The sequence below is a fragment of the Acinetobacter rudis genome (assembly GCF_031157835.1).
Lineage (GTDB): Bacteria > Pseudomonadota > Gammaproteobacteria > Pseudomonadales > Moraxellaceae > Acinetobacter > Acinetobacter rudis_A.
Genome location: NZ_JAVIDR010000007.1, coordinates 21,640 through 38,661, shown reverse-complemented (window position 1 = coordinate 38,661; position 17,022 = coordinate 21,640). Strand labels below are relative to the sequence as shown.

The window sequence follows — 17,022 nt, the reverse complement described above, 5'->3', positions numbered from 1 at the left end:
GCGAGTGAGTATGTCTCCTAGTTCTTCAGGTCATGTCCACATGATGAAAGGCCAGCCGTTTCATGTTAAGTATCGTGAAATTATCCGTCGATTAATGTTTTTAATTGGTGCGTTGGTGGTTTTTCGACTAGGAGCGCATATTCCGTTACCAGGTATTGATAATGTCGCCCTAGCACAGTTTTTTAAGGCTAATGAAGGTACTTTCTTAGGCTTATTTAACATGTTCTCTGGCGGAGCATTAGAACGAATGTCTATTCTGGCGTTGGGAATTATGCCGTACATTTCTGCATCTATTATTGTGCAGTTAATGTCGTCAATAGTTCCTTCGTTAGAGGCATTGAAAAAAGAAGGCGAGCAGGGTAAGCGTAAGATTAATCAATATACGCGTTACGGCACACTTCTACTTGCATTTGTTCAAGGCGTTGGTATGTGTGCGGGCTTAATTAGTCAAGGGATTACCTTGACCAGTGGTCTCGCATTTTATATTCCTGCTTTAACATCGTTAATTGCAGGAACCATGTTCTTGATGTGGTTAGGAGAGCAAATTACCGAACGTGGTGTTGGTAATGGTATCTCCATGATCATCTTTGCAGGTATTGTGGCAGGTTTACCGAACTTAGTGATCCAATCAGTTACATCACCAGATGTAAATATGATTGGTTTAGTGGTCTTCGGATTACTCTCGATTGCGGTTCTTGCAGCTATTGTTTTTATTGAAAAAGCTCAGCGTCGTATACCTGTTAACTATGCGCAAAAACAGCAAGGACGTCGTGTCTTTACTGCGCAGCAAACACATTTGCCATTAAAAATTAATATGGCTGGTGTGATTCCTGCAATTTTTGCCAGTTCGTTACTGCTCTTTCCAGCAAGTTTAGGGCAATGGGTAGGAAGTGCAGATCCAAATGCTGGATTTACTAAGCGTTTCTTACAAGAGTTGTCTTTAAAATTGTCACCTGGAGAGCCTTTTTATTTGGTGCTCTTTGGTGCGTTAATTATATTTTTCTGTTATTTTTATACGGCGCTAGTTTTTAGCCCTAAGGAAGTATCAGAGAATTTGAAGCGCAGCGGAGCTTATGTACCTGGTATTCGCCCAGGTGAGCAAACTGCTCGTTACTTAGATCATATTCTTAATCGTTTGACATTCATTGGTGCGATTTATATTACAGTGATCTGTTTGATGCCTATGATTTTGCAAAGTTCATTTGGTATTCCATTCCATTTGGGTGGTACCTCTTTGCTAATCGTTGTCGTAGTCGTTATGGACTTTATGGCACAGCTTCAAGCACACTTAACTTCACATCAGTATGATAATCAATCATTAATGAAAAAAACGACTGCTCATCCTAAGGGATAAGCGCACTTAGAGGTTTCATTATGAAAGTTCAAGCTTCTGTAAAGAAAATTTGTGGTAGCTGTAAAGTTATCCGTCGTAATGGGGTGATTCGCGTAATTTGCAGCGCTGAACCTCGTCATAAGCAGCGTCAAGGTTAATTTAATTAAGACCTGTTGATTTCAGTAGGCAAATTAGGTTAATATCCGCCCCTCAAGATTTTGTGGGGCGGTTGATTATCTCTACTGCCTTTTTGGAGAATTTGAATGGCTCGTATTGCCGGTGTAAACATTCCGGATAACAAGCATGCTGTTATCTCTCTCACGTACATCTTTGGTGTAGGTCGTCACACTGCTAAGACTATCTTGGCTGCTGCTGGTATTGCGCCAACAACTAAGATTCGTGAATTAGATGATGCTCAGCTTGATGCGATTCGTGCTGAAGTTGCTAAGGTTCCTACCGAAGGTGACTTACGTCGCGAAATTTCCATGAACATTAAACGTTTAATGGATTTAGGCTGCTACCGCGGTCTTCGTCATCGTCGCAGCTTGCCTGTTCGCGGACAACGCACCAAAACTAACGCACGCACCCGTAAAGGTCCGCGCAAACCGATTAAAAAGTAAGATTTCTGGAAGCTAAAAGATGGCAAAAGATACTCGCACACGCAAGAAGGTCACCCGTACCGTCTCTGAAGGTGTTGCTCACATTCACGCTTCTTTTAATAACACCATTGTTACGATTACCGATCGTCAAGGTAATGCATTGGCTTGGGCTACTTCAGGTGGACAAGGCTTCCGTGGATCACGTAAATCAACTCCGTTTGCTGCTCAGGTAGCAGCTGAAGTTGCTGGTAAAGCAGCTTTAGATTACGGTTTGAAAAACTTGGACGTCCTTGTAAAAGGTCCTGGTCCAGGTCGTGAGTCTGCGGTTCGTGCATTAGGCGCAGTGGGTTATAAAATCAACAGCATTACCGATGTGACGCCAATTCCTCACAACGGTTGCCGTCCACCTAAAAAACGTCGCGTGTAAGGAGAAACATTCATGGCTCGTTATATTGGTCCAAAATGCAAACTCTCTCGTCGCGAAGGGACAGACCTGCAGCTTAAATCTGGCGTTAAACCATTTGACGTCAAAACAAAAAAACATGCTAAAGCTCCTGGCCAACATGGTCAAAGCCGTGCAAAACAATCTGAGTATTCGCTACAATTACGTGAAAAACAAAAAGTACGTCGTATGTACGGTGTGTTAGAGCGTCAATTTAGTAACTACTATAAAGAAGCAGCTCGTGTTAAAGGCGCAACAGGTGAAAACTTGTTGAAATTGCTTGAAAGCCGCCTCGATAACGTTGTTTATCGCATGGGTTTTGGTTCTACACGTGCAGAAGCTCGTCAGCTCGTATCTCACCGTAGCATTACATTGAATGGTCGTCGTGTTAACATTGCGTCAATTCAAGTTAAAGCTGGTGACGTGATTGCAGTTCACGAAGGCGCTAAACAACAATTACGTATTAAAAACGCAATTGAATTGGCTGCTCAACGTGGTACTCCAGCTTGGATGGAAATTGACCATTCAAAATTGGAAGGTACTTTTAAATCTGCACCAGATCGTTCTGACTTACCTGCTGAAATCAACGAAAGCTTGATTGTAGAATTGTATTCTAAATAATCCTTGAGGTAGCAATAATGACGCGTACTGCAAACGAGTTTCTAACACCGCAAGCGATCAAGGTCGAAGCGGCTAGCGGGACCTCGGCAAAAGTGATTCTGGAACCTTTAGAGCGTGGCTTCGGTCATACTTTAGGTAATGCTTTACGTCGCATCCTTCTATCTTCTTTGCCTGGCGCTGCTGCGGTTGAAGTAGAGATTGAAGGTGTCGAACACGAGTACAGTACTTTAGAAGGCTTGCAGCAGGACATCGTCGAGCTCTTGCTGAACCTTAAAGGGTTGTCTATTAAGCTGTTCGATCAGAACGAAGCATATTTAACATTGGAAAAACAAGGTCCTGGCGATATTACCGCTGCGGATCTTCGTTTACCGCACAATGTTGAAGTGGTTAACCCTGAGCACTTAATCGGCACTCTAAGTGCTACAGGCGCAATTAAGATGCGCTTGAAAGTTTCTCAAGGCCGTGGCTATGAGACTTCTGACTCACGTTTCCCTGAAGGTGAAACACGTCCAGTAGGACGCTTGCAGTTAGATGCTTCTTACAGCCCGATCAAACGTGTGTCTTATACCGTTGAAAATGCGCGTGTAGAGCAACGTACTGACCTTGATAAATTGGTTATTGATCTTGAGACCAATGGTACTGTAGATCCAGAAGAAGCAATCCGCAAAGCGGCAACAATCTTGCAACAACAAATTGCAATTTTTGTTGACCTTCAGAAAGATCAAGCACCTGTTGCTCAAGAGCCTCGTGAAGAAGTTGACCCTATTTTGCTTCGTCCAGTAGATGATCTAGAGCTAACTGTTCGTTCTGCTAACTGTTTGAAAGCAGAAAATATTTACTACATCGGTGATCTCGTACAACGTACTGAAGTTGAGTTGTTGAAAACTCCTAACTTAGGTAAGAAATCGTTGACAGAGATTAAAGATGTTCTGGCTTCTAAAGGCTTACAACTCGGCATGCGTTTAGAGAACTGGCCACCAGCTAGTCTCCGTATGGACGATCGTTTCGCCTATCGTAGCCGTTAATTAAGTAGGACTATCACCATGCGTCATCGTAATAGTGGTGTGAAATTAGGCCGTACCAGCAGCCATCGTAAAGCGATGTTCCAAAACTTGGCTAATTCTTTGTTTGAACATGAGTTGATTAAAACAACTGTGCCTAAAGCAAAAGAATTACGTCGTGTTGCTGAGCCTTTAATCACGCTAGCGAAGAACGACACTGTAGCAAATCGCCGTTTAGCATTTGCTCGTACTCGTTCAGCTGCAACCGTTGGTAAATTATTTACCGTACTTGGCCCTCGTTACAAAGAACGTAACGGCGGTTATCTACGTGTTCTCAAAGCGGGCTTCCGTGCAGGTGATGCTGCACCTATGGCTTATGTTGAGCTTGTAGATCGTGAAGTGAAAACTTCAGCAGAATAAGTTTTATTATTCTGAAAAAAGGTCAGTTGAATAAACTGGCCTTTTTTTTATTCAACAAAATATATAAATTTGTCCTTAAGTGATATAAAAAATGTGTGTTTAGAGCAAAGTTGACATTGTGTATTGTCAATATTGTGTTTTAATAAGTTATAGTTAAACACAGGGTATAAAAACAACATGGACAAAAATGTAGATATTCTTATTGTTGGCGCGGGTATTTCTGGTATTGGTATTGCTGCGCACTTGTTGAGAAACTGTCCTGGTCGTCAGTTTGAAATCATAGAACGTCGTGAGGCGCATGGGGGGACATGGGATCTTTTTAAATACCCAGGTATTCGTTCTGATTCTGACATGTCAACTTTTGGTTATAATTTTAAACCATGGCAAAAAGCCAGCGTTTTAGCTTCAGGTGACGCAATCAAGGGTTATATAGGCGAAGTCATTGAAGAATATAAACTAAAAGAGAAAATTCATTTTGGTCATCAAGTTTCTTCGGCGAATTTTGATCGCTCAACACAAAAGTGGACGGTTGAACTGATTGATCGTGAGCAAAATAAACAGACCTGGCAAGCAAATTTCATCGTTGGTTGTACTGGTTATTATAACTATGAGCATGGATTTCAGCCTGAGTTTCCTCAACAAGATAGCTTTAAAGGACAAATTGTTCATCCACAACATTGGCCAGAAAATTTAGATTATAGCGATAAAAAAGTTGTGATTATTGGTAGTGGTGCAACAGCAATTACGCTCGTTCCTGCTATGGTTAAAACGGGAGCGGGTCATGTCACTATGTTACAACGCTCTCCAACATATATTGCTTCTATCCCATCTGTAGATGTTGTATATGACAAAATGCGTAAGGTTTTACCAGAAAAATTAGCTTACCAATTAACGCGTGCGCGTAATATTGGGGTGCAACGTGGCATCTATGCTATTGCACAAAAACAGCCAAAATTAGTGCGTAAACTGTTGTTAAAAGCAGTGGAAATGCAACTACAAGGTAAAGTGGATATGAAACACTTTACACCAAGTTATAATCCTTGGGATCAGCGACTTTGTGTTGTTCCGGATGGTGACTTATTTAAAGCACTACGTGAAGGCAAAGCGAGTGTCGCAACAGATACAATTGATCATTTCACTGAGACAGGGATTAAACTTAAATCAGGTGAATATCTTGAGGCAGACATTGTTGTTTTTGCCACAGGTCTTGAGATCCAAATTATGGGTGGAATTAAGGCTACTGTTGATGGTAAAGCAATTAATACCTCTGAACACATGCTGTATAACGGTGTAATGGTAAGTGATATTCCAAATATGGCCATGATCATTGGTTATATCAATGCTTCTTGGACACTAAAAGTTGATATTGCTGCGGATTATATCTGTCGTTTACTGAATCATATGGACCAGCATAATTATAGTGTTGTTATTGCTAAAGGCGATGAAAGTGAAATGTTAGCAGATACTGTTATGGGAAGCCTATCTGCTGGGTATATTCAACGTGCAATTAATGTTATGCCTAAACAAGGTAAACACGCACCTTGGAAAATTTCTAATAACTATCTTGCTGATAAAAAAGATCTTAAAAAAGCAAGTTTTGATGATCCTACACTGCAATTTACTCGAGCCGAAAAGGGAGCAGTGGGAAAGAGTAAAATTAAGCTGGTATCTTAAGTTAGCTTGATTAAAAAAAGGGACTTATGTCCCTTTTTTCATGCAGTTAAATGTTGCAATAATCTAGTAAGTTGGCGATATTTCATTTAACTTGTTCAGTGATTACACATAATTGATCAAGGAACGATGTTTTGGGTGCAATACAATCATATGAAGAATTTATAAGTTTTCAGTCACAGCAAATTTATCTCAAGCATTTTTTTGCAGACAAGAGTTCATCTCAGTTAGACACAATTGATAAATCGCCTATTATTTTATTACATGAGTCGCTAGGTAGCGTGGCCTTATGGAAGCAGTTTCCACAGACTTTAGCAAATGCGACAGGGCGAGAAGTAATTGCCTATGATCGTATTGGTTTTGGTCTCTCGAGCGACTGTAATGAACAGTTGGAGCATGATTTTGTCTGGGCTGAGGCACAGGGTGCTTTTAAAGCAATTGTTGATGCCTGTGAGTTAAAGCAATTTATTGTGCTTGGTCATAGTGTTGGAGGGGGTATGGCGCTTTCAATTGCTGCGGCCTACCCAAGTCAATGTTTGGCCGTTATTTCCATCTCAGCTCAAGCGAAAGTCGAGCAGTTGACGCTTGATGGCATTAGCGCCGCCAAAGAAAATTTTAAAGCGCCTGAGTTATTTCAACGTTTAGCGAAATATCATGGAGAAAAAACCCAATGGGTGCTTGATGCTTGGACTGAAACATGGCTTGCTCCTGCTTTTGCAACCTGGCACTTAAGTCATGTACTCAATCAAATATATTGTCCAGTACAAGTTATTCATGGCGATATAGACCAATATGCAACGCAGTCTCAACCTGAGCAAATAGCATCTCAGGTTAAGGGTGAAGTGCAATTATGTATTTTGGAGGAATGTGGTCATTTTCCACACCAAGAAAAAACAGCAGAAGTTGTGCAGTTCGTTCAGCACTTTGTCTCGGTACTCAGCTAATTGTTCCGTCTCGATCCAAAGGGCTTATAAACTTCTTGAAATAAGCTCTTTCATAATTTCATTGGTTCCTGCGTAAATGCGATTGGCTCGGTTGTCAATATATGCACGTGCAATTGGATATTCAAGCATATAACCATAGCCTCCGTGCAACTGTAAGCATTCATCAACGACTTTAGAATACATTTCAGAAATTTTGTATTTGGCAGCTGCGGCAGCATCAACTGCCAGTTCTCCTGCAAGTTGCAGTTGCATACATCGATCTAAATAAGCTCTACAAAAATCAATTTCTGTGCGCATTTCAGCAAGTTTAAAGCGTGTGTTTTGAAAATTTGAGATTTCTTTTCCAAAAGCTTTACGTTGTTTTGTATAGGCTACAGTATGAGCAAAGGCTGCTTCAGCTCCAGATTGGCAAATAATTGCTACGATCATGCGCTCCCAAGCCAGTTCTTTCATGAGCATCATAAAACCCAGCCCCTCAGCACCCAGCAGATTTTCTTTTGGAATACGGACATTGTCGAAAAAAAGCTCGCAAGTATCTTGACCTTTCATCCCTATTTTTTGCAGTGGCTTACCCTTGCTGAAGCCTATACGGTTAGATTCAACTAAAAATAAGGACAAATTTGCAGCACCTTTTTCATGATGACCAGTTTTGCATACAACGATGGCTAAATCGCATAAATAACCATTGGTAATGAAGATCTTAGATCCATTGATTATATATTCATTGCCATCTTGTTCAGCTGTGGTTCTGATGGATTGTAGATCTGAACCTGTGCTTGGTTCAGTCATAGCAATAGCGCTGATAATTTCGCCCGTTGCCATACGTGGTAACCATTGTTGTTTTTGTTGTTCATTACCAAAGTTGTAGATGTAATTGGCGACAATATCGGAATGCAACGAAAAACCAGTCGCAGAGTCTAGTGCATACGCTTGTTCTTCAATCAGAATCATACTGTAAAGGCGGTCAACTGCTGAGCCACCATATTCGATGGGCATAGTGCAGCAAAGTAGTCCTAATTCGCCTGCTTTTAGCCATAACTCACGATCTACATGTTGTTGTTCTTCGTATTTGCTCGTATTGGGAACAACTTCTTTGGCATAGAATTTACGTACCGTTTCTCGGAAACTCTCATGTTCCGCTGTAAACAGTTGTCGTGGTAACATATTGGCTAAGGGGCGAATTAGATTATTCTGCATAATTGTATATCCTGAGTTTTTCTTTTCGGTTGTGATGACAGTAGAAAAAAACGCGATAGAGCACAATATGATGAATGCTCATTTGTTTTGATAATAATGATCAATTTGGTCAGTTTAACTGCAGATGATGTATTGAGTTACAGAATAAGATGAAAGGCTTTAACTTGACTTAGTGTAGGAGCTGAAAATGTTTGAAAATTTAAGTATCGAAGAGCGGAAAGTGATTTACCGTGCACGTCGTGGTCTAAAGGAAATTGATGTTTATTTCGATCCTTATGTCAAAACATATTACTTACAAGCTGATGCACATGAGAAAGCTTTGTTTGCTGAATTAGTAGAGCAAGAAGATCCAGATTTGTTGGATTGGTTTATGGAAGTAACGGAGCCGCCGCGCGAAGAGTTAAAAGCGCTGATCCTTAAATTAAAACATTATGTTCATGCAGGATAATTTATCCAATATACATTTTCACTACCCACTGAAACCAAGTCGACTCGTTAAGTGGGTTCAGTGGGGATGTTTATTTGTAATATTAGTTTTGATGTATCACATACAATCTTTTATTATTTTTCTTTTTTTTATTTTACTTGGTGGAAGTTGTTTATATCTACAATTACAGCATACAAAACAACTGACATGCCTTATGTATTTAGAGCAAAAACTTTGGTCAGTTACATATGCTGGTACATCAGACATAAAAACAATTCAAATTGAAAAGATTATAGATTATCAGTTGTACTTCATTATATCGACCGTGGGAAAGTCTGAAAAAAACCTCTTGATCTGGACCGACCAGCTCTCAAAAAGATCTTTAAAAAGTATGAAAATTCGAGCAAAATTAAAATAGCTTGCGATCATTCCGACTTTAATACGAAAAAATCATAGGGCTATGCAGATTAAAATTATAGTGTGATGCTTATCGCAAAATTAAGAATAATTAATTAATTGATGCGATTGTTAGACAATAAAGTACATATGAATTCTATTATAGTGTATATTGCATGTATTCAAGCACACAGTTGGTTCTGAATAGGATCAATTAGGTTTTTTTAGATGAATTTGCTATGAAGCATAGATAAAAATACCTTTTTTGTTTGAAACCGAATTTATCCCTCGTGGATTTACCATTTTACAAGTAGCATGTGCAGAACCGTCGCAGTGCTACTTTTTTTTGTCTAAAATTTATGGAATACAAAGTATTACTTAATAATTACGATAAGTAATATTGTATGAAAAGTGAGTGCTGGTGAAGATTTAAGCAAAAAAAATCATCTGCTCATTGAGAGCCTCAAATACACTATATCGTGTCAAGGAGAGGGAAGATGCAAGAAATTGAATTAAAGAAAAAGAGTATTCTTATCGCAAGTAGTGTGTTGATTTCTGCGCTGCTACAAGTGTTTCAACCTTATTTTATTTACTGGCGCTACGATTTATGGAGTGAACCTTGGCGAATCTGGACGGGGCATTGGGTGCATGTGGGGTGGATTCATTTTTTATTGAATATGCTGGCATTTATCTGCTTACCTTTTATTTTTCCACGGTTAAAAAACCGCTATCTATTACTTCTAATACTCTTTTTGCCTTTGGTGATTAGTCTAAACTTGTATTTCACATTTCCATCTATTCAAGCCTATGCTGGCTTTTCAGGGGTTTTACACGGCATTTATGTTGCAGTGGCATTGTTGTACCTGCAGTATCCTAAAGAGCGTAAATTTGCATTACTTATTTTAGGATTAATACTGGCAAAACTCATCAGTGAAAACACGTTTGCACCTAGTCAGACAGAGGCATTAATTGGTAGTCCTGTTTTGACTGAAGCGCATTTACTTGGCGCAATCTGGGGGATTGTTTTTGCGGTGTTATTCTTGCTATGGGCTAAGCTTAAGCGATACTTTTATCCACTGAGCTAGGCTCAAATGAATAGACTATTTATTATCCATTTGCTTGAAATTGTGACATATATTCACTAGGTGTCATTGCAGTTTCACGTTTGAACATGGCACTAAATGCACTTGGACTGTCGTAGCCTAGATCGAGAGCGATGTGTAATATCGGTTTATGTAGACTGAGTTCGGTCATTGCCTGTAATAGCTTTGCTTGACGAATCCATTGAGCAAAATTCATATTCAGTTCTTTTTGAAAACGACGTGATAAGGTTTTACTACTCATAGCCGTTATTGTGGCGGCATGTTCCAATTTCCAATCGAATGCTAAGTTGTCACGGATTTTTCGGCAAAGTTGAATTAAGGCAGGACTTTGTGCTTCTGGAAGGTGAAAAGCTAAACTTGGTAGCAAACGTACCTCATCTAAAATCAGTTGTAATAAGCGTTCATTACGACTATTTGGTTCAATTTTATTGTTGATCTCAAGGGCAGCACAAATTAATTCACGAAGTAGTGCGGAAATATTAACCACAGAGCAATGCGTTGCTAAGTCTAGATGGGTACTGGCCTCAATCCATACACCACGAATATTGCCTTGACCACTAACATGTAAAGCATGTTGCTTTCCTGCTGGAATCCAAAGTCCTCGCCCTGGTGGGCAAATCCAAATACCTTCAGCAGTTTCAACACGCATAACACCCGTTAAGGTATGAATCAATTGAATATGTGGATGTTGATGCCAGTTTTCGACATGACCATGTGTATAGCCTTGTGCAAAAGCAAAAACTTCGTAATCTGAATATCCATGTATCAAAGCTGTTGTCATAACAGTCTCAAGTTAAATTTGTCTATTTAGCGACAATGAATGTCTATATATCGTCTAAGTGTAGCCTGATTATTTTTTAACATAAGTCTCGATTGATGTGTAGGTAGCAGACCATGTTTCAAAAAGCAGCATTATATCCTTTAACAGCGATTTTATTTTGGGCGGGTAACGTCGTAGTCTCAAAAATGGCAAGTGGTGTAATTTCACCCGTTGCGATTACATTTTATCGTCTAGTTTTGGCACTTGCTGTCATGAGTACATTTGTTCTTGTGCCATTAATTCAAAATCGACAGATGATTATGTCGTATTGGAAGCATTTGGCTTTGGGTGGCTTTTTATCTGTGTCACTGTTTCAATGGTTGTCTTATCAAGCGGCTGCTACAACGAGTGCCACTAATATGGCAATTGTAACGTGCCTTATTCCATTATTAACTTTATTTTTAAGTAGTGTTTTACTTAAAGATCGTGCTAGTTATGGCATGCTTTTGGGTGGGATTTTATCTTTATTCGGCATCGTGTACTTATTGAGTCAAGGTCAACCAAGTCAATTATTACATGGCGGTGTGCATTTGGGTGATGGTTTGATGTTGATAGCCGCAATTGGCTTTGCACTTTATGGTGTATTGCTCAAACGTTGGAAAATGCCAATTCCTGCATGGCAAGCTAATTATGTGCAAAGTGTTTTCGCTTTACTTTATGTTTTACCTTTCTTCGTATTTTTACCAGCGTCACAAATGGAATTAAATCAACAAACGATTCCAATGATTGTTTATGCAAGTATTTTTTCTTCTGTATTGTTATCGTATTTATGGATGGAAGGTGTGCGACATTTAGGCCCAAATAAAAACAGTATGTATATGAATTTACTGCCAATATTTACTGCATTTATTGCAATCATTATGTTGGGTGAAGAGCTTCATACTTTTCATTGGATTGGTGGGGGGTTAACGCTGTTGGGTATTTTACTTGCGCAAAATTTGCAAAAACCTATTCGCTTTTCTTGGCGTCAAGATCCAAGCCTAGATTAGATTTTGTTGGGTTAGATATATTTAGCGCCATCAAAAAGATGGCGCTAAATCATTTAGTTTTTAGGTCGTGGTTTGAATTGAATCACGCCTATATCATCAGCAGGTTCTGGCTGTTGGGGTTCTTCAACCTCAGTTGGTCGATTTTCCGAATAACCACATTCAATGCATTCGATCCATTCATCGGTATCGTTGCTGAGCATGACCACACGATCCATCGCTTCACATTTGGGGCATCGCGCACCGGCGATGAAACGACGTTTGATCTGCATAGACTCACCATTAAATTCAATTTACACAATAGTGTAATGGCTTTAGCTATGATTCGTCCAACCTTGATGACGTAATAAAGCATCAATTTTAGGTTCACGGCCACGGAAGTTGATAAATGCCTCTAAAGCACTATCTTTACCTCCTACTGCTAAAATTGCTTTACGGAAATCTGCACCTGTAGCCGTATTAAAAATACCTTCTTGTTCAAAGCGGTCAAATGCATCACTTGCTAAAACTTCAGCCCATTTATAGGAATAGTATCCAGCAGCATATCCTCCAGCGAAAATATGACTAAAACTATTTTGGAAGCGATTGCTTGCTGTGTTGGGTAGCACTGAATATTTACTGCGAATATCGTTAAGCGTATTCTGAATTTGTGCCGTATTTAGAGCAGGGCTAGCACTATGAATATTGAGGTCAAATAGTGCAAATTCGATTTGACGTAAACTTTGCATACCTGACTGGAAGAAGCGTGCATCGAGTAATGCTTTTAACAGATCAGCATCTAGACTTTGTTTAGTCTCTATATGCTCACTCAATGTATTAAGGCTCTCCTGATCCCAAGTCCAGAACTCCATGAATTGACTAGGTAATTCAACAGCATCCCAAGCTACACCATGCGTACCTGCTACAGCAATTTGGTCGACTTCTGTGAGTAGGTGGTGTAAACCATGGCCAAACTCATGAAATAATGTATTCACCTCATCGTGGCTTAACAATGCTGCTTGTTCACCTATTGGAGGGGTGAAATTACCAACCATGTAGCAAATAGGCTTTTGTAAGCCCATTGGGGTTTGCATACGAGAACGGAAGCCACTCATCCATGCACCACCACGTTTGCCACTACGTGCATAAAGATCAAAGTAGAAACCGCCAAGCACTTGGCCTTTGTCCTCTATTTCAAAATATTGAACATCATCATGCCATACAGGGGTTTTACGCTGAATGATCTCAACTCCATAGAGGCGGTTAACAATTTGGAATAACCCTTGGATCACTTTAGGTGCAGGAAAGTAGGGTTTTAAGTCTTCTTGAGAAAGCTTAAATAATTTCTGTTTGAGTTTTTCTGAGTAGTACGTGCTATCCCATGGCTGTAATGTATCGATACCATCTTCAGCTGCAATTTTTTTAAGCTGAGCAATCTCTTTCTCTGCAGGTATGCGAGCATGTTCAGCTAGTTCAATGAGGAATTTTTCAACTGTTTCTACATCAGGCGCCATTTTGCTTGCTAATGAGTATTCAGCATAGTTGTTAAAGCCAAGTAAGCTTGCCATTTCATGGCGTAAGGCTAAAATTTCTTGCATGATCGCACTGTTATCAAATTCTGGCTGAGCTGACTGTTCAGAGGCACGTGTTGTATAAGCATGGTAAAGCTGCTCTCGCAATGCACGGTCATCAGCATAAGTCATAATGGCAAGGTAGGAAGGAATGTCTAGTGTTGCAACTGCCTGCTCTAACTTACGTTGCTGGCCATATTGTTTAAGTAGTTCCACACTGCTTGCAGGTAAGCCTTGTAATTGTGCTTCTGTTAAGACTTGGAAAAAAGCTTGGGTAGCATCTAAGACATGGTTAGAGAAGTCAGATGAACGTTGTGATAATCGTGAGGAAATCTCAGCATAACGCTGTTTATTTGTACCTTCTAAAGCAACACCTGACAGCTGAAAATCACGTAAAGCAAGATTAATTGAGCTTTGTTGTGCTGGACTTAATTGGTCAAATTCAGTTGCATCATGTACATGCTGATAATGTTGATAGAGTACAGTATGCTGTCCAAGCGCCGTGTAATATTCGCTGAGTGCAGGAAGTAGTGATTGGTAGAGTTCACGGGTTTCCTGATTGTTCATTACTGCATTTAGATGCGATAAAATGCCCCAAGACTCACTCATTTGGTTTTCTAGTTGATCAATACGTTGCAAAATTAATAACTGCTGCTGAAAGTCTGCTGCAACACTTTTGAGTTGTTGTAAAAAAGTTTGACCATCTTCAATGGCTTGATTGATCTGTTGTTTGAGTGTTTCGAGTTTAATTTGGTCAAATTGTGGAGTGGGTAAAGTCGCATCTTGCAAGTTCATGTGTACTGGCCATTTTATTTATATGATGCCAATACATGTCGGGTTGCTCCGTCCTAAAATCAAGTCAGTAGAACAAATTTTTTAGAAATTATGTTGATAAAAATAACACTTTATTAATATTTAAGTGTGTTTTAAAAAAGCCCTCTAAGTTTAGAACTTAGAGGGCTTTGCTGCATTACTCACTACGTGACTTTGCATTGGACTTGTTTTTTTTAGATTTACCTTTTTTCTTGGCTTTATCTTTTGATTTTACTTTGCCAGCAGAGGCTTTATCAGACTTCTTGCTGTAGGAGCTGGTTTTGCCTTTCGCATTCTTCTTGCGTGGTGGGCGTTCGCCAGCCGCCTTGGCGATTTGCTCTTGAGTAAGATTCTCTTGGGTTGTAGGTTCTGTCACTTTTTGATCATTTTTAGCGACTGCGGTGCGGCTATGTGGAGCACGTCGAGATTTCGCCTCATGATTAAAAACTTGTTCCGTGGTTTCGCTCTTTGCAACGCGTGGGGCACGACTGCGAATTACGCGGCCAGCATGACTGAGCTGTTGTAACAAGTCGAAATCAATCTTACGTTCTTCTAGATTAACAGCCGCAACTTTGATTTTAACTTCATCACCAAGACCAAAAATTTGTCCTCGGTTTTGCCCAATCAAACTTTGACTTGCTTGATCATAAACAAAGTAGTCATCACCTAATTGGCTAATGTGTAACATGCCATCAACATATAAATCTTTTAGGGTGATAAACAAACCAAATTCAGTTGTTGCTGAGATTGTGCCGATAAACTCTTCACCCAAATGCTGCTGCATATAGTGGCACTTTAACCAAGTGGTGACTGAGCGTGAAGCTTCATCTGCACGGCGTTCTGTTGCTGAGAAGTGCTCACCAGCATCATCCAAGGCTGCCCCTGAAAGTGGGTAGTTTTTCTTCGCAAGCTGAGCTTTGATTGCACGATGCAAAAGTAGGTCAGGGTAGCGGCGAATTGGTGAAGTAAAGTGTGTATAAGCCTCATATGCTAACCCGTAGTGCCCAGCGTTATTTGCACCATAATAAGCTTGCATCATTGAGCGAAGTAACACAGCATGAATACTCGGTGCATCAATACGGTCTTTAGTGGCTTCAATGACACGTTGATAATCGGCTTGTGTCGGCTGCTCAGGGAAAGTTAAACCCAGTAACTTAACGAAATCTCGGACTTTTTGAATGCGAGAAAATTCAGGTGCTTCATGTACACGATACAGCATCGGAATTTCATTTTTGAGTGAATATTCTGCCGCTGCGACATTGGCTAATAACATACATTCTTCAATGAGTTTATGTGCATCATTACGTGTGCGAGGCAGGATATCTTTAATTCCACCAAGCTCATCAAAAGTCATGTAAGTTTCAACGGTCTCAAATTCCATTGCATGGCGTTGTTGACGAAGTTCTTTTAAGACTTGGTAAAGTTGAAATAAGGTATTTAGTGACTTACGCACAGCACGATTGTCAGTTATTGCGGCACTATCTCCAGCAAAGTAGTTAGCAACTTGATCGTAAGTTAAACGTGCTTGTGAATGCATCACTGATGGGTAGAACTGGAAGCCAGTTACACGCCCAGCACGTGATAGATTTAAGTCACAGACCATACAAAGGCGATCTACATCAGGATTAAGTGAGCAAAGGCCATTTGATAGTGCTTCGGGTAGCATAGGGAGTACAAAGTGAGGGAAATACACAGAAGTACCACGCTCTTGTGCCTCATCATCTAGTGCTTTGCCTAAGCGTACATAGTGACTTACATCTGCAATAGCAACAATAACGCGGTAACCACCTCCTGGGCGTTTTTCTGCGTATACCGCATCATCAAAATCTCGGGCATCTTCACCATCAATGGTGACAAGTGCTAAGTCGCGAAGATCAATACGACCAGCACGATCACGGGCTGAAGGTTCTTTAAAACTTTCAGCTTCCTTAATAACTTCTTCTGGGAATTCATAAGGTAAGCCGAATTCTAAAATCGTTTGTGGAATAATGATTTCAGTATCTGCTTTGTCTGCCATAGATTGCACAATATGACCATTGGCAAACTCGTCTCGTGTAGGATAGTCATCTAATGCCACACGTAAGGTGTCTCCAGTTGAGGCCTTCGCATGTGCAATGAGTTCTTTTTCAAGTGTAATGGGTTGGTGCGCATTTGGTGCGGCAGGTTGTATGAAGTATTCACCTTCATAACAATTGAGTTTACCAATAATTTGTTTTACACGACGTTGAGTGACTTCTCGAATGTAGCCTAAAGCTTTACCGCGACGGTCTACGGATGTTTGTTGTACTTTAACGCGATCACCATTGAACACTAAACGTAATTCACGTTCAGGTAGCTGCATTTTTTCTTGCCCATCAATTTGGGCAATACCTTGGCCTTTATTATTAATATATACAGTTGCATCTAATATGGGTTGATCTTGCATGAGTTGGAATTTGAAACCATCCTTCATGAGTTGTCCATCACGAACCATAGCAATGAGACGATGACTTAGAGCATCTATACTTTTTTGATCGGCTATACCGAAGTGTTCAACCAAATCGGCATGAGAGAGTGATTGATGTTTTTTCTCAATCGTATCCAGAATGAGAGTACGGCTCGGAATTGGATTGTCATAACGTTCCGCTTCAGATTTGGCTTCAGGATCAGACCAGTTTTTCATCATGTCTTTACTTTCTTATCAATCGATAGCTTTAGCA

Annotated in this window: 17 protein-coding genes; 12 read left to right on the top strand and 5 right to left on the bottom strand. The window is 40.1% G+C overall.

Annotated features, from left to right (window positions below; translation table 11 throughout):
• Positions 1-43 precede the first annotated feature (43 nt).
• The 9 genes from secY (at position 44) to RFH42_RS08380 (ending at position 7,031) form a co-directional block, all read left to right on the top strand.
• Complete coding sequence (gene secY, locus RFH42_RS08420; RefSeq protein WP_171068151.1) at positions 44-1,354, top strand: preprotein translocase subunit SecY; 1,311 nt, start codon at positions 44-46, stop codon at positions 1,352-1,354.
• Between the two features lie 20 nt (positions 1,355-1,374).
• The gene (rpmJ, locus tag RFH42_RS08415) at positions 1,375-1,491 is read left to right on the top strand and encodes a 50S ribosomal protein L36 (protein ID WP_000867907.1); all 117 of its coding nucleotides are present in this window, start codon (positions 1,375-1,377) and stop codon (positions 1,489-1,491) included.
• Positions 1,492-1,596: 105 nt separating this feature from the next.
• The gene (gene rpsM, locus RFH42_RS08410; protein WP_308975158.1) at positions 1,597-1,953 is read left to right on the top strand and encodes a 30S ribosomal protein S13; all 357 of its coding nucleotides are present in this window, start codon (positions 1,597-1,599) and stop codon (positions 1,951-1,953) included.
• Positions 1,954-1,972: 19 nt separating this feature from the next.
• Entirely contained in the window at positions 1,973-2,359 is a 387-nt protein-coding gene (gene rpsK, locus RFH42_RS08405) for a 30S ribosomal protein S11 (RefSeq protein WP_001040166.1), read from the top strand.
• Positions 2,360-2,371: 12 nt separating this feature from the next.
• Positions 2,372-2,995, top strand: coding sequence for a 30S ribosomal protein S4 (rpsD, locus tag RFH42_RS08400; RefSeq protein WP_308975157.1), 624 nt, complete (start codon positions 2,372-2,374; stop codon positions 2,993-2,995).
• A gap of 17 nt (positions 2,996-3,012) precedes the next feature.
• Positions 3,013-4,020, top strand: coding sequence for a DNA-directed RNA polymerase subunit alpha (locus RFH42_RS08395; RefSeq protein ID WP_287909044.1), 1,008 nt, complete (start codon positions 3,013-3,015; stop codon positions 4,018-4,020).
• Positions 4,021-4,038: 18 nt separating this feature from the next.
• Positions 4,039-4,416: a 50S ribosomal protein L17 gene (rplQ, locus tag RFH42_RS08390; protein ID WP_016654900.1), complete on the top strand. Its 378-nt coding sequence runs from the start codon at positions 4,039-4,041 to the stop codon at positions 4,414-4,416.
• Positions 4,417-4,593: 177 nt separating this feature from the next.
• Entirely contained in the window at positions 4,594-6,090 is a 1,497-nt protein-coding gene (locus tag RFH42_RS08385; RefSeq protein WP_308975156.1) for a flavin-containing monooxygenase, read from the top strand.
• Positions 6,091-6,221: 131 nt separating this feature from the next.
• Positions 6,222-7,031, top strand: a complete 810-nt coding sequence (locus RFH42_RS08380) for an alpha/beta fold hydrolase (protein WP_308975155.1) — start codon at positions 6,222-6,224, stop codon at positions 7,029-7,031.
• A 24-nt stretch (positions 7,032-7,055) separates the two neighbouring features.
• Here RFH42_RS08380 and RFH42_RS08375 read toward each other — a convergent pair whose 3' ends face one another.
• Positions 7,056-8,228, bottom strand: coding sequence for an acyl-CoA dehydrogenase family protein (locus RFH42_RS08375; protein WP_308975154.1), 1,173 nt, complete (start codon positions 8,226-8,228; stop codon positions 7,056-7,058).
• 187 nt (positions 8,229-8,415) lie between these two features.
• Here RFH42_RS08375 and RFH42_RS08370 point away from each other — a divergent pair, with 187 nt between their 5' ends.
• Complete coding sequence (locus tag RFH42_RS08370) at positions 8,416-8,676, top strand: FAD assembly factor SdhE (protein WP_308975153.1); 261 nt, start codon at positions 8,416-8,418, stop codon at positions 8,674-8,676.
• An 872-nt stretch (positions 8,677-9,548) separates the two neighbouring features.
• Positions 9,549-10,136: a rhombosortase gene (gene rrtA, locus RFH42_RS08365; RefSeq protein WP_308975152.1), complete on the top strand. Its 588-nt coding sequence runs from the start codon at positions 9,549-9,551 to the stop codon at positions 10,134-10,136.
• Positions 10,137-10,158: 22 nt separating this feature from the next.
• Here rrtA and RFH42_RS08360 read toward each other — a convergent pair whose 3' ends face one another.
• Positions 10,159-10,935, bottom strand: a complete 777-nt coding sequence (locus RFH42_RS08360) for an AraC family transcriptional regulator (protein WP_308975151.1) — start codon at positions 10,933-10,935, stop codon at positions 10,159-10,161.
• Positions 10,936-11,048: 113 nt separating this feature from the next.
• On the opposite strand from RFH42_RS08360, the gene RFH42_RS08355 reads away from it, so the two are divergent.
• Complete coding sequence (locus RFH42_RS08355; RefSeq protein ID WP_308975150.1) at positions 11,049-11,963, top strand: DMT family transporter; 915 nt, start codon at positions 11,049-11,051, stop codon at positions 11,961-11,963.
• Between the two features lie 53 nt (positions 11,964-12,016).
• On the opposite strand, the gene RFH42_RS08350 is transcribed toward RFH42_RS08355, so the two are convergent.
• The 3 genes from RFH42_RS08350 to rnr form a co-directional block, all read right to left on the bottom strand.
• Entirely contained in the window at positions 12,017-12,226 is a 210-nt protein-coding gene (locus RFH42_RS08350; protein ID WP_374990728.1) for a YheV family putative zinc ribbon protein, read from the bottom strand.
• Positions 12,227-12,274: 48 nt separating this feature from the next.
• Positions 12,275-14,305, bottom strand: a complete 2,031-nt coding sequence (locus RFH42_RS08345; RefSeq protein WP_308975148.1) for a M3 family metallopeptidase — start codon at positions 14,303-14,305, stop codon at positions 12,275-12,277.
• Positions 14,306-14,480: 175 nt separating this feature from the next.
• Positions 14,481-16,988, bottom strand: coding sequence for a ribonuclease R (rnr, locus tag RFH42_RS08340; protein WP_308975147.1), 2,508 nt, complete (start codon positions 16,986-16,988; stop codon positions 14,481-14,483).
• Positions 16,989-17,022: the final 34 nt, after the last annotated feature.

What these genes read in the sequence shown, in the direction of transcription:
- secY (WP_171068151.1), top strand. Translation starts at nt 44, where the DNA reads ATGAAAGGCCAGCCGTTTCATGTTAAGTATCGTGAAATTATCCGTCGA.
- rpmJ (WP_000867907.1), top strand. Translation starts at nt 1,375, where the DNA reads ATGAAAGTTCAAGCTTCTGTAAAGAAAATTTGTGGTAGCTGTAAAGTT.
- rpsM (WP_308975158.1), top strand. Translation starts at nt 1,597, where the DNA reads ATGGCTCGTATTGCCGGTGTAAACATTCCGGATAACAAGCATGCTGTT.
- rpsK (WP_001040166.1), top strand. Translation starts at nt 1,973, where the DNA reads ATGGCAAAAGATACTCGCACACGCAAGAAGGTCACCCGTACCGTCTCT.
- rpsD (WP_308975157.1), top strand. Translation starts at nt 2,372, where the DNA reads ATGGCTCGTTATATTGGTCCAAAATGCAAACTCTCTCGTCGCGAAGGG.
- RFH42_RS08395 (WP_287909044.1), top strand. Translation starts at nt 3,013, where the DNA reads ATGACGCGTACTGCAAACGAGTTTCTAACACCGCAAGCGATCAAGGTC.
- rplQ (WP_016654900.1), top strand. Translation starts at nt 4,039, where the DNA reads ATGCGTCATCGTAATAGTGGTGTGAAATTAGGCCGTACCAGCAGCCAT.
- RFH42_RS08385 (WP_308975156.1), top strand. Translation starts at nt 4,594, where the DNA reads ATGGACAAAAATGTAGATATTCTTATTGTTGGCGCGGGTATTTCTGGT.
- RFH42_RS08375 (WP_308975154.1), bottom strand. Translation starts at nt 8,228, where the DNA reads ATGCAGAATAATCTAATTCGCCCCTTAGCCAATATGTTACCACGACAA.
- RFH42_RS08370 (WP_308975153.1), top strand. Translation starts at nt 8,416, where the DNA reads ATGTTTGAAAATTTAAGTATCGAAGAGCGGAAAGTGATTTACCGTGCA.
- rrtA (WP_308975152.1), top strand. Translation starts at nt 9,549, where the DNA reads ATGCAAGAAATTGAATTAAAGAAAAAGAGTATTCTTATCGCAAGTAGT.
- RFH42_RS08360 (WP_308975151.1), bottom strand. Translation starts at nt 10,935, where the DNA reads ATGACAACAGCTTTGATACATGGATATTCAGATTACGAAGTTTTTGCT.
- RFH42_RS08355 (WP_308975150.1), top strand. Translation starts at nt 11,049, where the DNA reads ATGTTTCAAAAAGCAGCATTATATCCTTTAACAGCGATTTTATTTTGG.
- RFH42_RS08345 (WP_308975148.1), bottom strand. Translation starts at nt 14,305, where the DNA reads ATGAACTTGCAAGATGCGACTTTACCCACTCCACAATTTGACCAAATT.
- rnr (WP_308975147.1), bottom strand. Translation starts at nt 16,988, where the DNA reads ATGATGAAAAACTGGTCTGATCCTGAAGCCAAATCTGAAGCGGAACGT.